This window comes from Methylobacterium oxalidis (assembly GCF_007992195.1).
GTDB lineage: Bacteria > Pseudomonadota > Alphaproteobacteria > Rhizobiales > Beijerinckiaceae > Methylobacterium > Methylobacterium oxalidis.
In genome coordinates this window covers 22,881-40,425 of record NZ_BJZU01000096.1, presented here as the reverse complement: position 1 = coordinate 40,425, position 17,545 = coordinate 22,881, and the positions used below count along the sequence as shown (strand labels likewise).

General features: G+C 71.7%; 16 protein-coding genes. 11 read left to right on the top strand and 5 right to left on the bottom strand.

From position 1 onward, the window contains the following. Positions 1-76: 76 nt before the first annotated feature. Complete coding sequence (locus MOX02_RS21175) at positions 77-1,114, bottom strand: glutamine synthetase beta-grasp domain-containing protein (protein ID WP_147027781.1); 1,038 nt, start codon at positions 1,112-1,114, stop codon at positions 77-79. Positions 1,115-1,541: 427 nt separating this feature from the next. Between MOX02_RS21175 and MOX02_RS21170 the strand changes: the two genes are divergently transcribed. Then, a complete protein-coding gene (locus MOX02_RS21170; protein WP_147027780.1) occupies positions 1,542-1,730 on the top strand; it encodes a DUF2735 domain-containing protein in 189 nt (62 codons plus the stop codon). Between the two features lie 24 nt (positions 1,731-1,754). Here MOX02_RS21170 and MOX02_RS21165 read toward each other — a convergent pair whose 3' ends face one another. Continuing rightward, positions 1,755-2,684: a glutaminase gene (locus MOX02_RS21165; protein ID WP_147027779.1), complete on the bottom strand. Its 930-nt coding sequence runs from the start codon at positions 2,682-2,684 to the stop codon at positions 1,755-1,757. 193 nt (positions 2,685-2,877) lie between these two features. Here MOX02_RS21165 and miaB point away from each other — a divergent pair, with 193 nt between their 5' ends. From miaB to MOX02_RS21135, 6 genes are read left to right on the top strand one after another with little or no spacing between them, the layout of a single operon-like run. After that, positions 2,878-4,215: a tRNA (N6-isopentenyl adenosine(37)-C2)-methylthiotransferase MiaB gene (gene miaB, locus MOX02_RS21160; protein ID WP_147027778.1), complete on the top strand. Its 1,338-nt coding sequence runs from the start codon at positions 2,878-2,880 to the stop codon at positions 4,213-4,215. Positions 4,216-4,240: 25 nt separating this feature from the next. Further along, positions 4,241-5,350 (top strand): PhoH family protein, encoded by a 1,110-nt coding sequence (locus MOX02_RS21155; protein ID WP_147027777.1) that lies wholly within the window; start codon positions 4,241-4,243, stop codon positions 5,348-5,350. 2 nt (positions 5,351-5,352) lie between these two features. Beyond that, a complete protein-coding gene (gene ybeY, locus MOX02_RS21150) occupies positions 5,353-5,835 on the top strand; it encodes an rRNA maturation RNase YbeY (protein WP_147027776.1) in 483 nt (160 codons plus the stop codon). Positions 5,836-5,871: 36 nt separating this feature from the next. Continuing rightward, positions 5,872-6,996 (top strand): hemolysin family protein, encoded by a 1,125-nt coding sequence (locus MOX02_RS21145; RefSeq protein WP_147027775.1) that lies wholly within the window; start codon positions 5,872-5,874, stop codon positions 6,994-6,996. After that, entirely contained in the window at positions 6,993-8,669 is a 1,677-nt protein-coding gene (gene lnt, locus MOX02_RS21140; RefSeq protein WP_147027774.1) for an apolipoprotein N-acyltransferase, read from the top strand. Before MOX02_RS21145 ends, lnt begins: the two co-directional genes overlap by 4 nt. Beyond that, positions 8,666-9,853, top strand: coding sequence for an MFS transporter (locus MOX02_RS21135; protein ID WP_147027773.1), 1,188 nt, complete (start codon positions 8,666-8,668; stop codon positions 9,851-9,853). The genes lnt and MOX02_RS21135 overlap by 4 nt, the downstream gene beginning before the upstream one ends. Positions 9,854-9,866: 13 nt before the next feature. Here MOX02_RS21135 and MOX02_RS21130 read toward each other — a convergent pair whose 3' ends face one another. Together MOX02_RS21130 and MOX02_RS21125 are read right to left on the bottom strand one after the other, a co-directional pair. Beyond that, positions 9,867-10,340 carry a cupin domain-containing protein gene (locus MOX02_RS21130; RefSeq protein ID WP_147027772.1) on the bottom strand — a complete coding sequence of 158 codons (474 nt, stop codon included), beginning with the start codon at positions 10,338-10,340 and terminating at the stop codon, positions 9,867-9,869. 128 nt (positions 10,341-10,468) lie between these two features. Then, positions 10,469-12,055, bottom strand: coding sequence for a catalase (locus MOX02_RS21125; RefSeq protein WP_147027771.1), 1,587 nt, complete (start codon positions 12,053-12,055; stop codon positions 10,469-10,471). Between the two features lie 147 nt (positions 12,056-12,202). Between MOX02_RS21125 and MOX02_RS21120 the strand changes: the two genes are divergently transcribed. The 4 genes from MOX02_RS21120 (at position 12,203) to ilvA (ending at position 16,800) form a co-directional block, all read left to right on the top strand. Further along, a complete protein-coding gene (locus MOX02_RS21120) occupies positions 12,203-13,156 on the top strand; it encodes a LysR substrate-binding domain-containing protein (protein WP_147027770.1) in 954 nt (317 codons plus the stop codon). A 570-nt stretch (positions 13,157-13,726) separates the two neighbouring features. After that, complete coding sequence (locus tag MOX02_RS21115) at positions 13,727-14,806, top strand: AbrB family transcriptional regulator (RefSeq protein WP_147027769.1); 1,080 nt, start codon at positions 13,727-13,729, stop codon at positions 14,804-14,806. A gap of 4 nt (positions 14,807-14,810) precedes the next feature. Then, positions 14,811-15,158 (top strand): diacylglycerol kinase, encoded by a 348-nt coding sequence (locus MOX02_RS21110; RefSeq protein WP_147027768.1) that lies wholly within the window; start codon positions 14,811-14,813, stop codon positions 15,156-15,158. A gap of 112 nt (positions 15,159-15,270) precedes the next feature. Further along, positions 15,271-16,800 carry a threonine ammonia-lyase, biosynthetic gene (ilvA, locus tag MOX02_RS21105; RefSeq protein ID WP_238179063.1) on the top strand — a complete coding sequence of 510 codons (1,530 nt, stop codon included), beginning with the start codon at positions 15,271-15,273 and terminating at the stop codon, positions 16,798-16,800. Positions 16,801-16,811: 11 nt separating this feature from the next. Here ilvA and MOX02_RS21100 read toward each other — a convergent pair whose 3' ends face one another. Then, positions 16,812-17,489 carry an MgtC/SapB family protein gene (locus MOX02_RS21100; protein WP_147027767.1) on the bottom strand — a complete coding sequence of 226 codons (678 nt, stop codon included), beginning with the start codon at positions 17,487-17,489 and terminating at the stop codon, positions 16,812-16,814. Between the last annotated feature and the right edge of the window lie 56 nt (positions 17,490-17,545).

Sequence of the window (17,545 nt, the reverse complement as noted above, 5' to 3'; positions counted from 1 at the left end):
GTCACCCTGGGTGACGGCCCGCCGGATCGAGCATTATGAAGTCCGGCGCGGAGGCGGTCCGCGCCGGATTCGGGTGTCAGGCCGCGGCCTTCGCGCCCTCGGTCGGGACCTCGGAGATCGTCTTCAGGACCTGCGAGGCGATCTGGTAGGGGTCGCCCATCGAGTTCGGGCGGCGATCCTCGAGATAGCCCTTGTAGTCGTTCTTGACGAAGCTGTGCGGTACGCGGACCGAGGCGCCGCGATCGGCCACGCCGTAGCTGAACTTGTTCCACGGCGCCGTCTCGTGCTTGCCGGTCAGGCGCATGTGGTTGTCCGGACCGTAGACGGCGATGTGGTCCTCGAGGTTCCGGTCGAAGGCCGCCATCAGCGCTTCGAAATAAGCCTTGCCGCCGACTTCCCGCAGGTAGGCGGTCGAGAAGTTGCAGTGCATGCCAGACCCGTTCCAGTCGGTGTCGCCGAGCGGCTTGCAGTGATACTCGACGTCGATCTCGTACGTCTCGCACAGGCGCTGCAGGAGGTAGCGCGCCATCCACATCTCGTCGGCGGCCTTCCGGGAGCCCTTGCCGAAGATCTGGAACTCCCACTGGCCCTTGGCCACCTCGGCGTTGATGCCCTCGTGGTTGATGCCGGCGTCGAGACAGAGGTCGAGGTGCTCCTCGACGATCCGGCGGGCGACGCTGCCGACGTTCGCGTAGCCGACGCCGGTGTAGTACGGGCCCTGCGGGGCCGGGTAGCCGCTCTCGGGGAAGCCGAGCGGGCGGCCGTTCTTGTAGAAGAAGTACTCCTGCTCGAACCCGAACCACGCGCCCTCGTCGTCGAGGATGGTCGCGCGCTTGTTCGACGGGTGCGGGGTGGTGCCGTCCGGCATCATCACCTCGCAGAGCACCAAGACGCCGTTCTTGCGGGCCGGGTCGGGAAAGACGCGCACGGGCTTGAGGACGCAATCCGACGAGCTGCCCTCGGCCTGCTTAGTCGAGCTGCCGTCGAAGCCCCAGAGCGGCAGCATCTCGAGCGTCGGGAAGCTGTCGAACTCCTTGATCTGCGTCTTGCCACGCAGGTTCGGCACCGGCGTGTAGCCGTCCAACCAGATGTATTCGAGTTTGTACTTCGTCATCTCAAATCTCTCGTCGCGTGCTCGGTCGCTTCTTGCGTCGAATTGACGAACGTCCGTCAGCCTCCGGCCGAGGCACTCGTTAGCAGGATTGATGCCAGATGCCTGTTCACGCCCACCTCAGGGCGGGCATGACCTCGAATCCGATCGGAGCTTCTGCCCGCCCGAGCGTTAACGAAGCCTCCGCCGCGGAAAATTGAGGCGGATCAGGAGAAGCGCCGACCCGTTGGGCAGCGCATCTGCCCGAATCCGAAGCAGGTCAAAAATGCGCCAGGAGCGCATGCTGCGCGGATTGGCAATAACACGACTGCGCAAATTACCGGCATAGGCTGATTTTATTGGATGCAGAGCGTGCATGCGCTGTGCAGCCTCGCTATCTTGAACCGGAGCCGAGCCTCGAAGTTGTCGCGTCAGAGGGAGACACGGTCCGATGACAACCCGTTCCCGTCGCGAGACGGCCAAGATCTACCAGTTTCCCGTCCGCCCCCGCGTGGCCGCCGGCTGGCACCGGGACCTCGCTAAGAGCGCCGCGGGTTCCTGCCCGGTGGTCGAAACGGGTGCCGGGGCCTGGTACCACGAGGCGGCGATCCAGGAGGCCGAGCGCAACCGCAAGTCCTGACCGAGGTCAGGCTCCGGGCGCCGCTCAGACCCCGAAGATCGACCAGCCCATCCGCTTCGTCAGCGCCTCCAGCGCGATGCGTCCGAGATGGGAGTTGCCGGCCTCGTCCAGCCCCGGCGACCAGACGGCGATCGACGCCTTGCCGGGCGCGATCGCCAGGATCCCGCCGCCCACCCCGCTCTTGCCCGGCAGGCCCACGCGGTAGGCGAACTCGCCCGAGCCGTCATAGTGGCCGCAGGTCAGCATCACCGCGTTGATGCGGCGCGCGCGCTCGGGCTGCACCACGAAGTGGCCTGTCGCGGGGTTGCGCCCGGAATGCGCGAGGAAGCGGCCGGCCTTCGCCAGTTGCCGGCAGGTCATCGCGATGGCGCAGTGGTGAAAGTAGACGCCGAGCGTGAAGTCGACCGGGTTCTCGATGACGCCGAAGGACTTCATGTAATTGGCGAGCGCGCTGTTTCGGAAGCCGGTGCGCTGCTCGGAGGCCGCCACGCGCTCGTCGATCGCGATCGAGGGATCGTCGGCCACGAACTGCATGAAGCGCAGGATCTCGCCGAGTGCCTCGCGCGGTTGGTGACCGGACAGGATCACGTCCGTCACCGCGATGGCGCCGGCGTTGATGAAGGGGTTGCGCGGGATGCCGCGCTCGCGCTCGAGTTGCACGATCGAGTTGAACGGGCTGCCCGAGGGCTCGCGCCCGACCCGCCGCCACAGCCGGTCGCCGACCATGCCGAGGGCGAGCGTCAGGGTGAACACCTTCGAGATGCTCTGGATCGAGAAGGCGACGTCGCTGTCCCCGCCGGCCGCCACGGAGCCGTCCGCGTCGATGACGACGAGGCCGAACGCCTGCGGGTCGACGCGGGCGAGTTCCGGGATGTAGGTGGCGACCTCCCCCCGGTCCGGCCGCTGCCGCATTTCCTCGCAGATCTCCTCGACTGCGCGTTCGAGCTCGGTCACGGATGTCCTCTCATAACGGCGTCCATGCCGGCGTTCTCGGATGGTCCGGCCCCGGCGCCTAGCAAGCGCGGCGCCAGCGCGCGGGCGCGCGACGGCCGGCCAAAACTGTGGTAGACGCGCGCCCTCGATCATCGAGACCGGGCCCCGCGACGCGCGAACGGGCCCGCGAGCCAGCCGTCCGGGACCCGAATCGTTGAAGAAAGCCTTCGTCCGATCCTACGGATGCCAGATGAATGCCTACGACGCCGCCCGCATGGCGGACGTGCTCGGGCAGCAGGGCTACGCGGCGACGGATTCCGTCGAGGACGCCGATGTCGTCGTCCTCAACACCTGCCACATCCGCGAGAAGGCCGCCGAGAAGGTCTACTCGGAGCTCGGCCGCCTGCGCGTGCTCAAGGGCGAGCGAAGGGCGGAGGGGCGCGACACCCGCATCGTCGTGGCGGGCTGCGTCGCCCAGGCCGAGGGTGCCGAGATCCTGTCCCGGGCGCCCGCCGTCGACGTGGTGGTCGGCCCGCAGGGCTATCACCGGCTGCCGGAGCTCTTGGAGCAGTCGCGGGCCAAGCGCGTCGTCGACACCGAGTTCCCGGTCGAGGACAAGTTCGACCACCTGCCCGCTCGCCGGAACAAGGGCGTCTCGGCCTTCCTGACCGTGCAGGAGGGCTGCGACAAGTTCTGCGCCTTCTGCGTGGTGCCCTACACCCGCGGCGCCGAGGTCTCGCGCCCGGTCGCCGCCGTGCTCGCCGAGGCGCGGGCGCTCGCCGAGGGCGGAGTGCGCGAGGTCACGCTGATCGGCCAGAACGTGAACGCCTATCACGGCGCGGGCGCGGACGGGGAGCCGGCGACGCTCGCCGACCTGATGGGGGCGGTGGCCGCCATCCCCGGCATCGCGCGGATCCGCTACACGACGAGCCACCCGAACGACATGGGCGAGGACCTGATCCGGGCGCACGCCGAGATCCCGGCCCTGATGCCCTACCTCCACCTTCCGGTGCAGTCGGGCTCGGACCGCGTGCTCGCCGCCATGAACCGCCGCCACACCGGCGACACCTACCGCCGCCTGATCGACCGCATCCGGGCGGCCCGCCCGGACATCGCCCTCTCGTCGGACTTCATCGTCGGCTTCCCGGGCGAGACCGACGCGGAGTTCGAGGAGACCATGCGCCTCGTGGCCGATATCGGCTTCGAGAGCGCCTTCTCGTTCAAGTACAGCCCGCGCCCCGGCACCCCGGCGGCAGAGCGCCCCGACGCGATCCCCGAAGCGGTCAAGAGCGAGCGCCTCGCCGCCCTGCAGACGCTGCTCGACCGGCAGCGCCACGCCTACCAGAACGCGGCCGTCGGCCAAGCCACCGAGATCCTGGTGGAGAAGGCCGGGCGGCACCCGGGCCAGGTCGCCGGCAAGACGCCCCACATGCTCGCCGTGCAGGTCGACGCGCCGGAGGCGAGCATCGGCACGCTCCTGCCCGTTCGCATCGTGGAGGCCGGCGCCAACAGCCTGTTCGGCGAGAGGCTGCCGGAGAAGGCCGCCGCTTGAGACCCGCGATCAGAAGGACACCCGCGTGAGCCCAGTTGACGGAGCCTCCGGCCGCGGGGGCGCCTTGCGCGGGCGCGGCCCCGCCTCCCGGCCCGGCGAGATCATGGAGACGGTCGAGGTGTCGCTCACCTTCGACGACAACCGCCTCGCGAGCCTCGTCTTCGGCCAGTACGACCAGAACGTCGCCCACATCGAGCGCCGCCTCGGGGTGACGGCGACGGCGCTCGGCAACCATCTCGTGGTGAAGGGCGCGCCCGATGCCGCCGAGAAGGCCCGCCGCGTCTTCGAGCGGCTCTACGCCCGCGTCCAGGGTGCCGGTACCGCGCTCACGCTCGGCGACGTCGACGGCGCGATCCAAGAGACGACGGTTCAGGGCAACCTCTTCCCCTCGGCCGAGATCGCCGCGGAGGCCGACCGGCCGCAATTCGACCAGATCGCCACCCGCCGCCGCGGGGCCGTGCGCGCCCGCAACGCCGCCCAGGACGCCTACATCAAGGCTTTGCGGGGCAACGAACTCGTCTTCGCGGAGGGGCCCGCCGGCACCGGCAAGACGTGGCTCGCGGTGGGCTACGCGGTCTCGCTCCTGGAGCAGGGCCACGTCGAGCGCCTGATCCTGTCGCGGCCCGCGGTCGAGGCCGGCGAGCGGCTCGGGTTCCTGCCCGGCGACATGCGCGAGAAGGTCGATCCGTACCTGCGCCCGATCTACGACGCCCTCTACGACTTCATGGAGGCGCGCCACGTCGACCGCGGCCTGCAGACCGGCCAGATCGAGATCGCGCCGCTGGCCTTCATGCGCGGGCGGACCCTGACGAACGCTGTGGTGCTCCTCGACGAGGCGCAGAACACGACCTCGATGCAGATGAAAATGTTCCTGACCCGGCTCGGCGAGAACTCGCGCATGATCGTCACCGGTGATCCGAGCCAGATTGATCTGCCGCCGGGGCAGAGATCCGGTCTCGTCGAGGCGGTGAGCATCCTCGACGGCGTCGAGGGAATCGGCCGCGTCACCTTCAAGGACGTGGACGTGGTCCGCCACGACCTCGTCCGCCGCATCGTCACGGCCTACGAGCGCGCCGCCCACGGCGAGGCGGAGGCCGACCGCAACCCCAATCCGCGCCGCCGGCCGCTCGCCTGACCATGCCGCTCGACATCGACGTCGCTGTGGAGGACCCGCGCTGGGAAGGCGTCGCGCCCGATCTCGAGGCGCTGGTGATTCGCGCCGTCGAGGCGGGGTTCGCGGCGGCGCCGGAGGCGCCGGGCGGCCCGGTCGAGATCAGCGTGCTTCTGACCGACGATGCGGCCGTGCAGGACCTCAATCGCACCTGGCGCGGCAAGGACAAGCCGACCAACGTCCTGTCCTTCCCGGCGACGCCGCAGCCCGCCCCGGCCGGTGTGCCGGCGCCGCTCGGCGACGTCGTCCTTGCGTATGACACGATGCTGCGCGAGAGTGCCGAGCAGTCGAAGCCGCTCGCCGATCATCTGGTCCACCTGCTGGTTCATGGCACGCTCCATCTTCTCGGCCAGGATCACGAGACCGGCGAGGCCGAGGCCGAGGCGATGGAAGCCCTCGAAGTGGCGGCCCTGCGCACCCTCGGCGTGCCCGACCCCTACGCCGACTGAGCGGTCCGCCCGGCGATCATCCCAGACCCGAGAGACATGACGAACGATCGAAGTCGCGGCGCGGCCCAGGCCGCGCTCCCCTCCGCGGACGGTGAGGCCAGTGCCCGCGAGCCCTGGTACGACCGCCTGCTGCAGGCCCTCCACCTGAAGCCGCGCGACTCCCTGCGCGACGACATCGAGGGCGCCCTCTCCGAGCCCGACAACGGCGAGAACGCCTTCTCGCCGCTGGAGCGGGCGATGCTCAAGAACGTGCTCGGCCTGCACAAGGTGCGGGTCGACGACGTGATGATCCCCCGGGCTGACATCGTCGCGGTCTCGATCGACACCAGCCTCGGGGACCTGCTCAAGCTGTTCCGCACCGCCGGCCACTCGCGGCTGCCCGTCTACGGCGAGACGCTCGACGATCCCCGCGGCATGGTCCACATCCGCGACTTCGTCGACCACATCGCCGCCCGCGCCGAGGCCGGGGCGCGCCGCGCCGCCGTTGCCGCCGCGCCAGAGGTCGCGGGCGACGAGGAGAAGCCCGCCGCCCGTTCCCGCCGGGGCAACGGCGCGCGATCGCTCCGCTCGCTCAACCTCGCCCATGTGGACCTCTCCGCCACCCTCGCGGCGACGCGCATCCAGCGGCCGGTCCTGTTCGTGCCCCCCTCCATGCCGGCCATCGACCTGCTCGTGCGGATGCAGGCGACCCGCACCCACATGGCCCTCGTCATCGACGAGTATGGCGGCACGGACGGCCTGATCTCGATCGAGGACCTGATCGAGATGGTCGTCGGCGACATCGAGGACGAGCACGACGTGACGGAGGGCCGCCTCGTGCAGCGCCTCGACGGCGAGGCCGAGGTGTTCGTGGCCGACGCGCGCGCCGGCCTCGCCGAGGTCTCGGAAGCGACTGGCGTCGACCTCGTCGCCGCCGTCGGCGAGATGGCGGAGGAGATCGACACGATCGGCGGCATGATCGTGACGCTGGCCGGCCGGGTGCCCTCCCGCGGCGAGCTGATCGCCGGGCCGGGCGACCTCGAGTTCGAGGTGCTCGACGCCGACCCGCGCCGCCTGAAACGCCTGCGCTTCCAGCGCGGGCCGGCCAAGATCGAGGCGGTGGTGCCCCTCGCCCTGCCGCCGCCCAAACCCGCGCCGAGCGTCGAGACCCACGGCACGTGACCGCAGGCGAGGCGTATCTCCGGGCGGACCTGCCCGCGCGCGACCACGCGGGCGGCCCCTTCGCCGCGCCGAGCCGCCGGCTCGCCCTGTCCCGGGGCTGGCGCCGGCTCGCCGCCGCGTTCCTCGCAGGCGCGCTCGGCGCGCTCGCCATGCCGCCCTTCGGTGTGCTGCCCGCCCTCGTCGTCTCCCTGACCCTCGCGGTGTGGCTGACGGACGGGGCCGCCGAAGGCCGGACCGGCCTCGTCCGGGCGCTTCCGGCCTGCTTCATCGTCGGCTGGGCCTGGGGCTTCGGCTACCTGACGGCCGGATTGTGGTGGCTCGGCTCGGCCTTCCTCGTGGAGGCCGACGAGTTCGCCTGGGCGCTGCCCCTCGGCGTCGTCGGCCTGCCCGCGGTGCTCGCCCTCTTCTACGGCGCCGGGTTCGCGGCGGCCCGCCTCGCCTGGTCGCGGGGTGCCGGGCGGATCGCCGCCCTCGCCTTCGGCCTCGCCGGCGCCGAATGGCTGCGGGGCCACCTCTTCACCGGCTTCCCCTGGAACACGCTCGGGATGGCGCTCGGCCAGAACCTCTGGCTGATGCAGGCGGCGGCCTTCATCGGGCTCTACGGCCTGACGCTCCTCGCCGTCCTGATCTGCGCCGCCCCGGCGACGCTGGCCACCGGCACGCATCCGCGCGGGCGCTACGGCCCGAGCGCGGCGGCCGCCATCACCCTCGCCGCGCTCGCCCTCTGGGGCGCCGAGCGCGTGCCTCCGGGCGCCTCCGCGACGGTGGCGGGCGTGCGCCTGCGGCTGGTGCAGCCGAACCTGCCCCAGGACGCGAAGTTCCGCCCCGAGAACCGGGAGGACATCGTCGACCGCTACGTGGAGCTGAGCCAGCGCCCGCCGGAGGCCGGCGGCGCGCCGCCGACCCACGTCATCTGGCCGGAATCCGCCTTTCCGTTCCTGATCCAGCGCGACCCCGCCTCACTGGCCAAGGTCGGCGGCGGCCTGCCGCCGGGCGCGCGCCTCGTCACCGGCGCCGCCCGGGCCGAGGAGCCGCTGCCCGGCGAGCGCCTGCGCTTCTTCAACGCCATCATGACGATCGAGGCGCCCGGCCGCATCACCGACACCTACGACAAGGTTCATCTCGTCCCCTTCGGCGAGTACCTGCCGGGCCCGCTCGACGCGGCCCTGCGGGCGCTCGGCCTGCGCCAGTTCGTGTCGATTCCGGGCGGCTTCTCGGCGGGCAGCGCGGCGGGCCAGCGCATCCTCACCATCCCCGGCCTGCCGCCGGCCGCCGCCACGATCTGCTACGAGGCGATCTTCCCGGGCGCGATCGTGCCCGCAGACCCGACCGGGGCCGCGGGGACCGCACCGGGCCTGATCCTGAACGTCACCAACGACGCCTGGTTCGGCGACACGCCGGGCCCGCGCCAGCACCTCGCCCAGGCGCGGCTGCGCGCCGTCGAAGAGGGATTGCCCCTGGTGCGCGACGCCAACACCGGCATCTCGGCCGTCATCGACGCCTACGGCCGCACCACCGCGAGCCTGCCGCTCGACCGCGAGGACATCCTCGACGCGGACCTTCCTGCGCCGGTTCCCGGCCGCACCCTCTACGCCCGGCTCGGCGACGCTCCCTTCGCCCTGATGCTCGCCGGCGCGCTCCTGTGCGCGCTCGCCGCGCGCCGCCGGGCGTGAGCGCGCCTCCGGTCCGGCCGCCGATCCTCCTCCTCGGGGTCGGTCTGCTGCTCGTCGCGTTCAACCTGCGCCCGGCGCTCACCACCGTCGGCCCGCTGCTCACCGAGATCCGGGCCGAGACCGGCCTCGGCGCGGCTGGCGCCGCGATCCTCACCACCCTGCCCGTCCTGTTCCTCGGGCTCGGCAGCGGCGTCGGGCCCGCGATCAGCCGGAGGCTCGGGCCGGATCGCGGCGTCCTCCTCGCCATCGCCGTCGTCGCGCTGGGCCTCGGGTTGCGCGCGCTCGGCGGCCTCGTCCCGCTCTTCCTCGGCGCCTGCGTCTCCGCCGCGGGAATCGGGCTCGCGGGCGGGCTGCTGCCCGGCCTCGTCAAGCGCGACTTCCCCGGTCATGTCGGGCTGGTGACGGGCCTCTACACGATGACGCTCTGCCTCGGCGCGGCCGCCGGTGCCGGGCTGACCGTGCCGCTCCTCGACGCGCTGCCCGGCGGCTGGGCCGCGGCGCTCGCCGCGTGGTCCGTTCCGGCGGCCGTTGCGAGCCTCGCCTGGGCGCCCCTGGCGCTGGCCCGCCCGCACTTCCCCGCTGCCCCGGGCGTCGGTTCGGGCATCGCGGGGATCGGCCGGCACCGCCTCGCCTGGCAGGTCACGGGCTTCATGGGCCTGCAGTCCTCGCTCGCCTACATCACCTTCGCGTGGCTGCCGAGCGTGCTGCGCTCCCGCGGGCTCGACGCCGTGGATGCCGGCTTCATCGCCTCGCTGATGAGCCTCGGCCAAGCCCCGAGCGCCCTTCTCGTCCCGACGCTCGCGGCGCGGGCTCGGGACCAGCGCGCCCACGCGGTCGGTCTCGTGGCGCTCACGGTGATCGCCTTCCTCGGCCTCCTGTTCGCGCCGCTCGGCGTCGTCGCGCCGCTCGCGGTCGGTCTCGGCTTCGGCCTCGGCGGCATGTTCGGCCTCGGCCTCACCATGATCGTGCTGCGCGCCCGCGATTCGATCAGCGCCGCGGCGCTCTCCGCGCTCGCGCAGGGCGTCGGCTACAGCATCGCGGCGCTCGGTCCCCTCGGATTCGGCCTCGCCCACGAGGCCGGCGGCTGGAACTGGTCGGCCCTGCTGTTCTGCACCTTCGCCCTCGGCGCGGCCCTGTGCGGCCTGCGCGCGGGCCGGGACCGCACGATCTCGGCCTCGGCCTGAGGCGCACCGAGGATCACTCCACCTCGCGCCAGCCGCCGAAGCCCTCCAGCGGCTCCTGGTCGTAGTGCCGCATCAGCCGCTCCAGCGCCGCATCGTCCGACAGGCGGTTCTCGGCCGCGAGCTTGGCGAGGCCCTCGAAGAAGCCCTCCCGCTCCAGAGCAGGCGTGAAGCTCAGCGTGAACCGCACCGGCACCGTGCCGCGGTTGGCGAAGGCGTGCGGCTGGCCGGGCGGGATCAGGACGAAGTCGCCCGGCCCGAGGTCGAGGTCGCGCCCCTCGATGCGCATGGCGAGCGTGCCCTCGTGCACCTCGAACGTCTCGGTGAGCCGAGCGTGCCGGTGTAGGCCCGCCCCCGGCGAGCGGGGTGCCAGCACGACCCCGTAGATGCCCATCGCGTCGTGCGTCGAGGCGCTGCGCGCCAGATAGGTGATCTCCATGCCGTTGATGCGCACGTGGGCGCCCTCCCCGGCCCTGAGAATCTGGCCCATGGATCGTCTCCCGGATCGATGCCGGCCCCGGCGGGACCCTCGGGAGAGATGTGCGTGCCGGACCCTCAAACGAAAACCCCGCCCGATCGGGAGACCGGGCGGGGCGGGGTTCGACGATCGATCGAAGCTTACTCGGCCGCGACCTTGTGGGCCCGCGTGCCGTCCGTGTAGGTCTCCGCCTCAAGGCGCTTGTGCGGGGCGGCGCGGCCCGGCAGCGGCGGCAGGGCCTTGGCCTTCTCCAGGTCGATCCCGGCGCCCTCGGCGACGCGGCGGCCGTAATCCTCGTCCGCGTGCCAGAAGTGCCAGACCATCCGGAGCTGGATCGGCTCGGGGCACTGCTTCATGTCGCCCACGAGGTTCGCGATCAGGTCCTCGCGCTCCCAGTCCTCGAAGGAGCGGTAGCGGTTGCCGGCCTGGGTGTAATCGTCCTCGGTGCGGCTCGTCTGGAAGCGGCCGAGCTTGCCCTCCACCGGCTGGTGGTACTCGGTCGTCTTCGGAGCCTCACGCAGGCCCTCGGCCAGGGTCGAGGGCTCGTAGTTGATGTGCCGGTTCGGGCCGGTGCCGTCGACGCCGTAGGTCATCTGGCCGTCGCGCTGGTTCGAGTAGACCTTCACGCCGGGCTGCGGCGCGTTGATCGGCAACTGCAGGTAGTTCGGGCCGACGCGGTAGCGCTGCGTGTCCGAGTACGACAGGGTCCGGCCCTGCAGCATCTTGTCGTCCGAGAAGTCGATGCCGTCGACGAGCACGCCGGTGCCGAAAGCCGACTGCTCGACCTCGGCGAAGAAGTTGTCCGGCACCCGGTCGAGCACCATGCGTCCGCACTTCAGGAGCGGGAACTGGTCCTCGGGCCAGCGCTTCGTGTCGTCCAGCGGATCGAACGAGAGGTGGTCGTTCGGGCCGTCCGGCATGATCTGAACCGCGAACTCCCACTCGGGGAAATTGCCGGCGCTGATGTTGTCGTAGAGGTCACGGGTCGCGTGGCCGACGTCCTTGGCCTGGATCTCGGACGCCTGGGCCGAGGTCAGGTTGCGCACGCCCTGCTTCGGGATCCAGTGGAACTTGCACAGGTGCGCCACACCCTGGTCGTTCACCAGCTTGTAGGTGTTGACGCCCGAGCCCTCCATCTCGCGGTAGTTCGCGGGGATGCCCCAGGGCGACTTCAGCCACGTCACCATGTGGATCGCCTCGGGGTGCTGGGCCACGAAGTCGAAGAAGCGCCAAGCCTCCTGGCGGTTCGTCACCGGGTCCGGCTTGAACGCGTGGATCATGTCGGGGAACTTGATCGCGTCGCGGATGAAGAAGACCTTGAGGTTGTTGCCCACGAGGTCCCAGTTTCCGTCGACGGTCTTGAACTTCACCGCGAATCCGCGCGGGTCGCGCTCGGTCTCCGGGCTCTCCTTGGCGCCGGCCACGGTGGAGAAGCGCACGAACATCGGCGTCTTCACGCCGGTCTCGTTCAGCACGCGGGCGCGGGTGTACTTGGAGGCCGGCTCGTCGCCGATCTTGCCGTAGGCCTCGAAGTAGCCGTGGGCGCCGGCGCCGCGGGCGTGCACGACGCGCTCGGGGATACGCTCGCGGTCGAAATGCGTGATCTTCTCGATGAACTGGTAGTTCTCGAGGGTCGCCGGGCCCCGCTCGCCGACCGTGCGCAGGCTCTGGTTGTCGCGGACCGGGTGGCCCTGGCGGGTCGTCAGAATGGGACGTTGGTCGCTCATGCGTCGCGCCTCTCGCGATGGGGTAATCCGAGGTGCCGGGCGCCAGGGGTGGCGCGGGCAAGCTGGAACCGTTCTGGAGAGCCGTTATGACCGCCGCGTGACCCATTGGCAAATGCATCGTCACAAACACTGTGATAGATCCAGTCTATGAATGTGGCCGGTCTCTCCCTTCGCGACCTCGAATACGTGGTGGCCATCGCCGACGAGGGCCACTTCGGCCGGGCGGCCGAGCGCTGCAACGTCAGCCAGCCCACGCTGAGCGTGCAGGTGCGCAAGCTGGAGGAGGCCCTGGGTCTCGCCCTGTTCGAGCGCTCGAACCGCCGCGTGCTGCAGACGCCGGCGGGCCAGGCCATCGTCCGGCAGGCCCGGGCCGTGCTCGCCGAGGCGCAGCGCCTGCTGACGCTGGCGAGCGAGGGGCGCGGCGCGCCGCTCACCGGCCGCCTCGTTCTCGCCGCGATCCAGACGCTCGGCCCCTACTTCTTCCCCCTCATCCTGCGCGCGCTGCGCCAGGAATTCCCGCTCCTCTCCCTCGCTCTCAGCGAGGCTCGCACCGCTGAGATCCTGGAGAGCCTGCGCGACGGGCGCATCGACGCGGCCCTCGTCTCCCTGCCCCTCGCCTCGGCGGGGCTCACCGTCTCGCCGCTCTTCGTGGAGCCGTTCTGGCTCGCCTGCCCGGCCGACCACGCGCTCGCCCAGGGCGGGGCGCTGCGGGCCACCAACATCGCGGGGCCGGACCTCCTCCTCCTCGACGAGGGCAACTGCCTGCGCGACCAGACCGTGGCGGCCTGCGGCGCGGGCAGCAGCACCGGCCGCCACGCCATGAGTCTCGAGACCCTGCGCTCCATGGTGGCGGCGGGCGCCGGCTACACGCTGCTGCCGGCGCTCGCCGTGCCGGCGGGCCCCGACCCGAGCGGGCTCGTGGTGACGCGGGGCTTCGACGCGGACGGGCCGGGCCGGACCATCGCGCTGGCGTGGCGCTCCAGCGATCCCCGCGCGGCCGGCCTCGCCCATCTGGCCGCCTTCTTCCGGGCCCACGCGCCGACGAGCACGGCCGCCTGCCGCGACGACGAGGCGGGGATGGCGGCAGGTGGCGGCGGATGAAGGGCGCGCGACCTGCGACGGCTTCCGGCCCTGTGGAACGGTTCGGGTCAGGCGCGCCCCCGGCCTGCCGAGCTCGGGTCCCCGCTGCCATTTTGGAGAGCGCGGGGGTGAGGGGCGCGCGTTTTCCGGATAACGCGCACCCCTCACCCGGTCGGCTTGCGCCGACTCGACCTCTCCCGAACGGGAGAGGTGGGATACCGGCGCTTGCTGGCTCGACCCGAAAAAAGTGAGCGCTGGTCCCCTCTCCCGTTCCGGAGAGGGACAGTGTGAGGGATGCGACCTGTCCGGAGAATGCTGATCCCTCGCCCGATGCGCACGCGATGTCCGAGCCCCTCGAGTATCGTCGGACGATGGAAGAATCCGTCATACGACCCGGGAAGGTCCGGCGCGCTGTCCCGGGACCGATGGCATTGGCCGTCTTCGCGAACGTCGTTGGGCATCTGAGGAACGCGGATGAAGGACACTGAGGCTCTGTCCGGCGGCGGCGCACCGTGACAGGCCAGCCGTTCCGGTGTAGCGCCCCGCCTCGGTCCGCGCGGTGCGCGGGCTCCCTGGAATCGTAGCCCCGCCTTGTCCGCACACCCCTCCCCCGGCCGCGCGCTCGGCCTCTGGGCGCTCCTGCTCGCCGCCTCCGGCCTCCTCGCCTACGCGCTCACGCTCGCCCGCTTCCCGGCGGCCCTCCTGCTCGGGCCGATGCTGGCCGCCATCGCCTTCGGCGTCCGCGGCGCCGGCCTCGCGCTGCCGAAGGCGCCGTTCCAGGCGGCGCAGGCGCTGATCGGCTGCCTCGTCGCCCACGCGGTCACCGCCGAGATAACGGGCACGCTCCTCGACGACGGCCTGATCATCCTCCTCGTCGTGCTGGTGACGGTGGCCGCGGGCGCGGTGGTCGGCGTCGTGCTGACGCGGCTGCGCGTCCTGCCCGGCACCACGGCGGCCTGGGGCTCCTCGCCGGGCGGCGCCGCCGCCATGGTGGCGATGGCGGAGGAATACGGCTCGGACCCGCGCCTCGTCGCCTTCATGCAGTACGTGCGGGTGGCCGCCGTGGTGCTCTCGGCCTCCCTCGTCGCCCGCCTGCTCACGGACGCGGATATGCCGGCCGGCGCCGGGCAGGCCGCGCCCCAGGGCGTGAGCGCGCTCTCGGTGCTGGCGACGCTCGCCATCGCGGCTCTCGGCGCGGGCGTGGCGCTGGCGCTGCGCCTGCCGGCGGGCGCCCTCGTCGGGCCGATGCTGCTCGGCTCGGCGCTCCACGCCACGGGCGTCGCGAGCATCAGCCTGCCGGCCTGGCTCCTCGACGGGGCCTACGCGGTGATCGGCTGGTACGTGGGCCTGCGCTTCACCCGCGAGACGCTGCGCGAGACCCTGCACGCCTTCCCCGGCATCGCCGCCGCGACCCTCGCGGTCATCGCGCTCTGCGCGGCCTGGGCCTTCGGCCTGACCCGGATCCTGCCGATCGACTTTCTCACCGCCTTCCTCGCCACGAGCCCCGGCGGCCTCGACTCGGTCGCCATCATCGCGGTCGGGTCGAAGGCGGACGTCTCGTTCGTCCTCGCCGTGCAGACCCTCCGGCTGTTCGTGGTGCTGATCACCGGGCCGGTCCTCGCCCGCTGGATTGCCCGCGCGGCGCCCCCCGAACCGACCCCGCGATCCTGAAGCCATGCAGGCCCTCGTCCTCGCCTTCCTGAATTCCTGGCGCGGCCTCGTGCACGGCGCCCGCACCGAGCGCGCCGTGCGCCAGGAACTGCTGCTCCTCGTCCTCGGCGTGCCCGTCGCCCTCGTCCTCGGGGCGACGCTCTGGGTGCGTGTGGCGCTCGTCGCGAGCCTCCTCCTGATGCTGGCGGCCGAGTTCCTGAACACGGCGATCGAGAAGCTCTGCGACCATCTCCATCCCGACCGCCACCCGAGGATCGGGGTCGTCAAGGATCTCGCCTCCGCCGGCACCTTCCTGGCCCAGGCCATCGCGGCGCTCGTCTGGGTCGCGGCGCTGATCGAGCGTGCGGGGTAGGTCGGCTCCCCGGCGCCTGAGTCGGACCGGAACCGCCCCCGCGCTCGCATCTCGGGCCGCGAAGGTCTATCTCCGGGCCAGACACCCGACATCGAGACGAAGATCGGCGCCCGTGACCGACTACATCCGCAAGATCCTCACCGCCCGCGTCTACGACGTGGCGATCGAGAGCCCCCTCGACCCGATGCCGCGGCTGACCGCCCGCCTCGGCCGGCCGATCCTCCTCAAGCGCGAGGACCTGCAGCCCGTCTTCTCATTCAAGCTGCGCGGCGCCTACAACAAGATGTCGGGACTCGAGCCCGAGCAACTCGCCCGCGGCGTCATCTGCGCCTCGGCCGGCAACCACGCGCAGGGCGTGGCGCTCTCGGCGGCCAAGCTCAACGTCCGGGCGGTCATCGTGATGCCGCGCACCACGCCGGCCATCAAGGTCGATGCCTGCCGGGCCCGCGGCGCCGAGGTGGTGCTGCACGGCGACACCTTCGACGAAGCGCTCGGCGAGGCGCGCCGCCGCGAGGCCGAGGAGGGCCTGACCTTCCTGCACCCGTTCGACGATCCGGACGTGATCGCCGGCCAGGGCACGATCGGCATGGAGATCCTGCACCAGCACAACGGGCCGATCGAGGCGATCTTCGTGCCCGTCGGCGGCGGCGGCCTCGCCGCGGGCGTGGCGACGTTCGTCAAGTACCTGCGCCCCGAGACCAAGGTGATCGGCGTCGAGCCGGACGACGCCGCCTGCATGGCGGCGGCGCTCGCCAGCGGCGAGCCGACGACGCTCAATAGCGTCGGCCTGTTCGCGGACGGTGTCGCCGTGCGCCGGGCCGGCGAGGAGACCTTCCGCCTCTGCCGCGAGAGCCTCGACGAGGTCATCACCGTGGACACCGACGCAATGTGCGCGGCGGTCAAGGACGTGTTCGACGACACCCGCGCCATCTCCGAGCCCTCGGGCGCGCTGGCGCTCGCGGGTGCCAAGCTCTACGCCGAGCGCGAGGGCGGGACCGGCACGCTCATCGCCATCTCCAGCGGCGCGAACCTGAACTTCGACCGCCTCCGCCACATCGCCGAGCGGGCCGAGATCGGCGAGCAGCGCGAGGTTCTCCTCGGCGTCACGATCCCCGAGCGCGCCGGCGCCTACCGCGCCTTCATCGGCACGCTCGGGCCCCGCGCCATCACCGAGTTCAACTACCGCTACGCGAAGGACGCGGACGCGCAGATCTTCGTCGGCGTGAACCTCGCGGGCGGCCTGCCCGAGAAGCGGGCGCTGATCGCTTCGCTGCGGGAGGCGGGGTACGCCGTCCTCGACATGAGCGACAACGAGATGGCCAAGGTCCACATCCGCTACATGGTCGGCGGCCGCGCCACCGGCCTGAAGGACGAGCGCCTCTACCGCTTCCAGTTCCCCGAGCGGCCGGGCGCCCTCCTGCGCTTTCTCGACGGGCTCGGCGCGGGCTTCAACATCACCCTGTTCCATTACCGGAACCACGGCGCCGATTACGGACGGGTGCTCGCCGGGATCGCGGTGCCGGAATCCGAGCGCGCCCGCTTCCAGAAGGCGGTGGACGAGCTCGGCTATCCCTGCACCGACGAGACCGACAACCCGGCCTACCGCCTCTTCCTCGACAACGGCGGCAAGACCGCCGCTTAGGAGCGCGCCTTCTACCGATCCTCGATCTCGACGCTCGTGACGTCCGGCTGCTCGCGCAGGCGCCGGGCGATCTCGGCGAGGTGCTCGGACGACAACCGCGCGAAGGCGATGCGCACCTCCTCGCTGTTCTCGACCGCGCCCGGCTGCACCACGAACCGCTTGATGCGCGACAGCGGCTGGCCGCTGACCGCCTGGACCGTATCGAGGGTGAGGCATCCGGCCCGCGCGACGATCCGGAGCGCGCGGCTCTGCGAGCGGTCGCGCCAGCGCTCCTCGATGGGCTTCATGCCGGCAAGGATGCCGAACACGAGGCCCGTGGCCGTGAGCGCAGCAACGTAGAGCCCGCCGCCCGCGGCAAGCCCGATCGCCGCGACGGCCCACAGGCTCGCCGCCGTGGTCAGGCCGCGGACCACCTCGCCGCGCAGGAGGATCGTCCCAGCGCCGAGAAAGCCGATGCCGGAGACGACCTGCGCGGCGACGCGGGACGGATCGAGCACCACCCTGTCGTGGCCGAGGATGTCGCCGAAGCCGAAGGCCGAGACCAGCATGAACAGGCAGGCGCCGACGCAGACCAGCATGTGCGTCCGCAGGCCCGCGGCCCAGAGCAGCCGTTCCCGCTCCAGGCCGATGACGCTGCCGAGGGCTGCCGCGAGCGCGAGGCGCCCGATCATCTCCATGTTGCCGATCAGGACAGCCTCCCCGCCGAGCCGGACATCGTGCCGGCAAAGCAGTTCGGCCTCGAGCC

Bases quoted from the DNA above. Each gene is read 5' to 3' on its own strand.
- MOX02_RS21175 (WP_147027781.1), bottom strand. From the start codon at position 1,114: ATGACGAAGTACAAACTCGAATACATCTGGTTGGACGGCTACACGCCG.
- MOX02_RS21170 (WP_147027780.1), top strand. From the start codon at position 1,542: ATGACAACCCGTTCCCGTCGCGAGACGGCCAAGATCTACCAGTTTCCC.
- ybeY (WP_147027776.1), top strand. From the start codon at position 5,353: ATGCCGCTCGACATCGACGTCGCTGTGGAGGACCCGCGCTGGGAAGGC.
- MOX02_RS21145 (WP_147027775.1), top strand. From the start codon at position 5,872: ATGACGAACGATCGAAGTCGCGGCGCGGCCCAGGCCGCGCTCCCCTCC.
- MOX02_RS21130 (WP_147027772.1), bottom strand. From the start codon at position 10,340: ATGGGCCAGATTCTCAGGGCCGGGGAGGGCGCCCACGTGCGCATCAAC.
- MOX02_RS21125 (WP_147027771.1), bottom strand. From the start codon at position 12,055: ATGAGCGACCAACGTCCCATTCTGACGACCCGCCAGGGCCACCCGGTC.
- MOX02_RS21120 (WP_147027770.1), top strand. From the start codon at position 12,203: ATGAATGTGGCCGGTCTCTCCCTTCGCGACCTCGAATACGTGGTGGCC.
- MOX02_RS21110 (WP_147027768.1), top strand. From the start codon at position 14,811: ATGCAGGCCCTCGTCCTCGCCTTCCTGAATTCCTGGCGCGGCCTCGTG.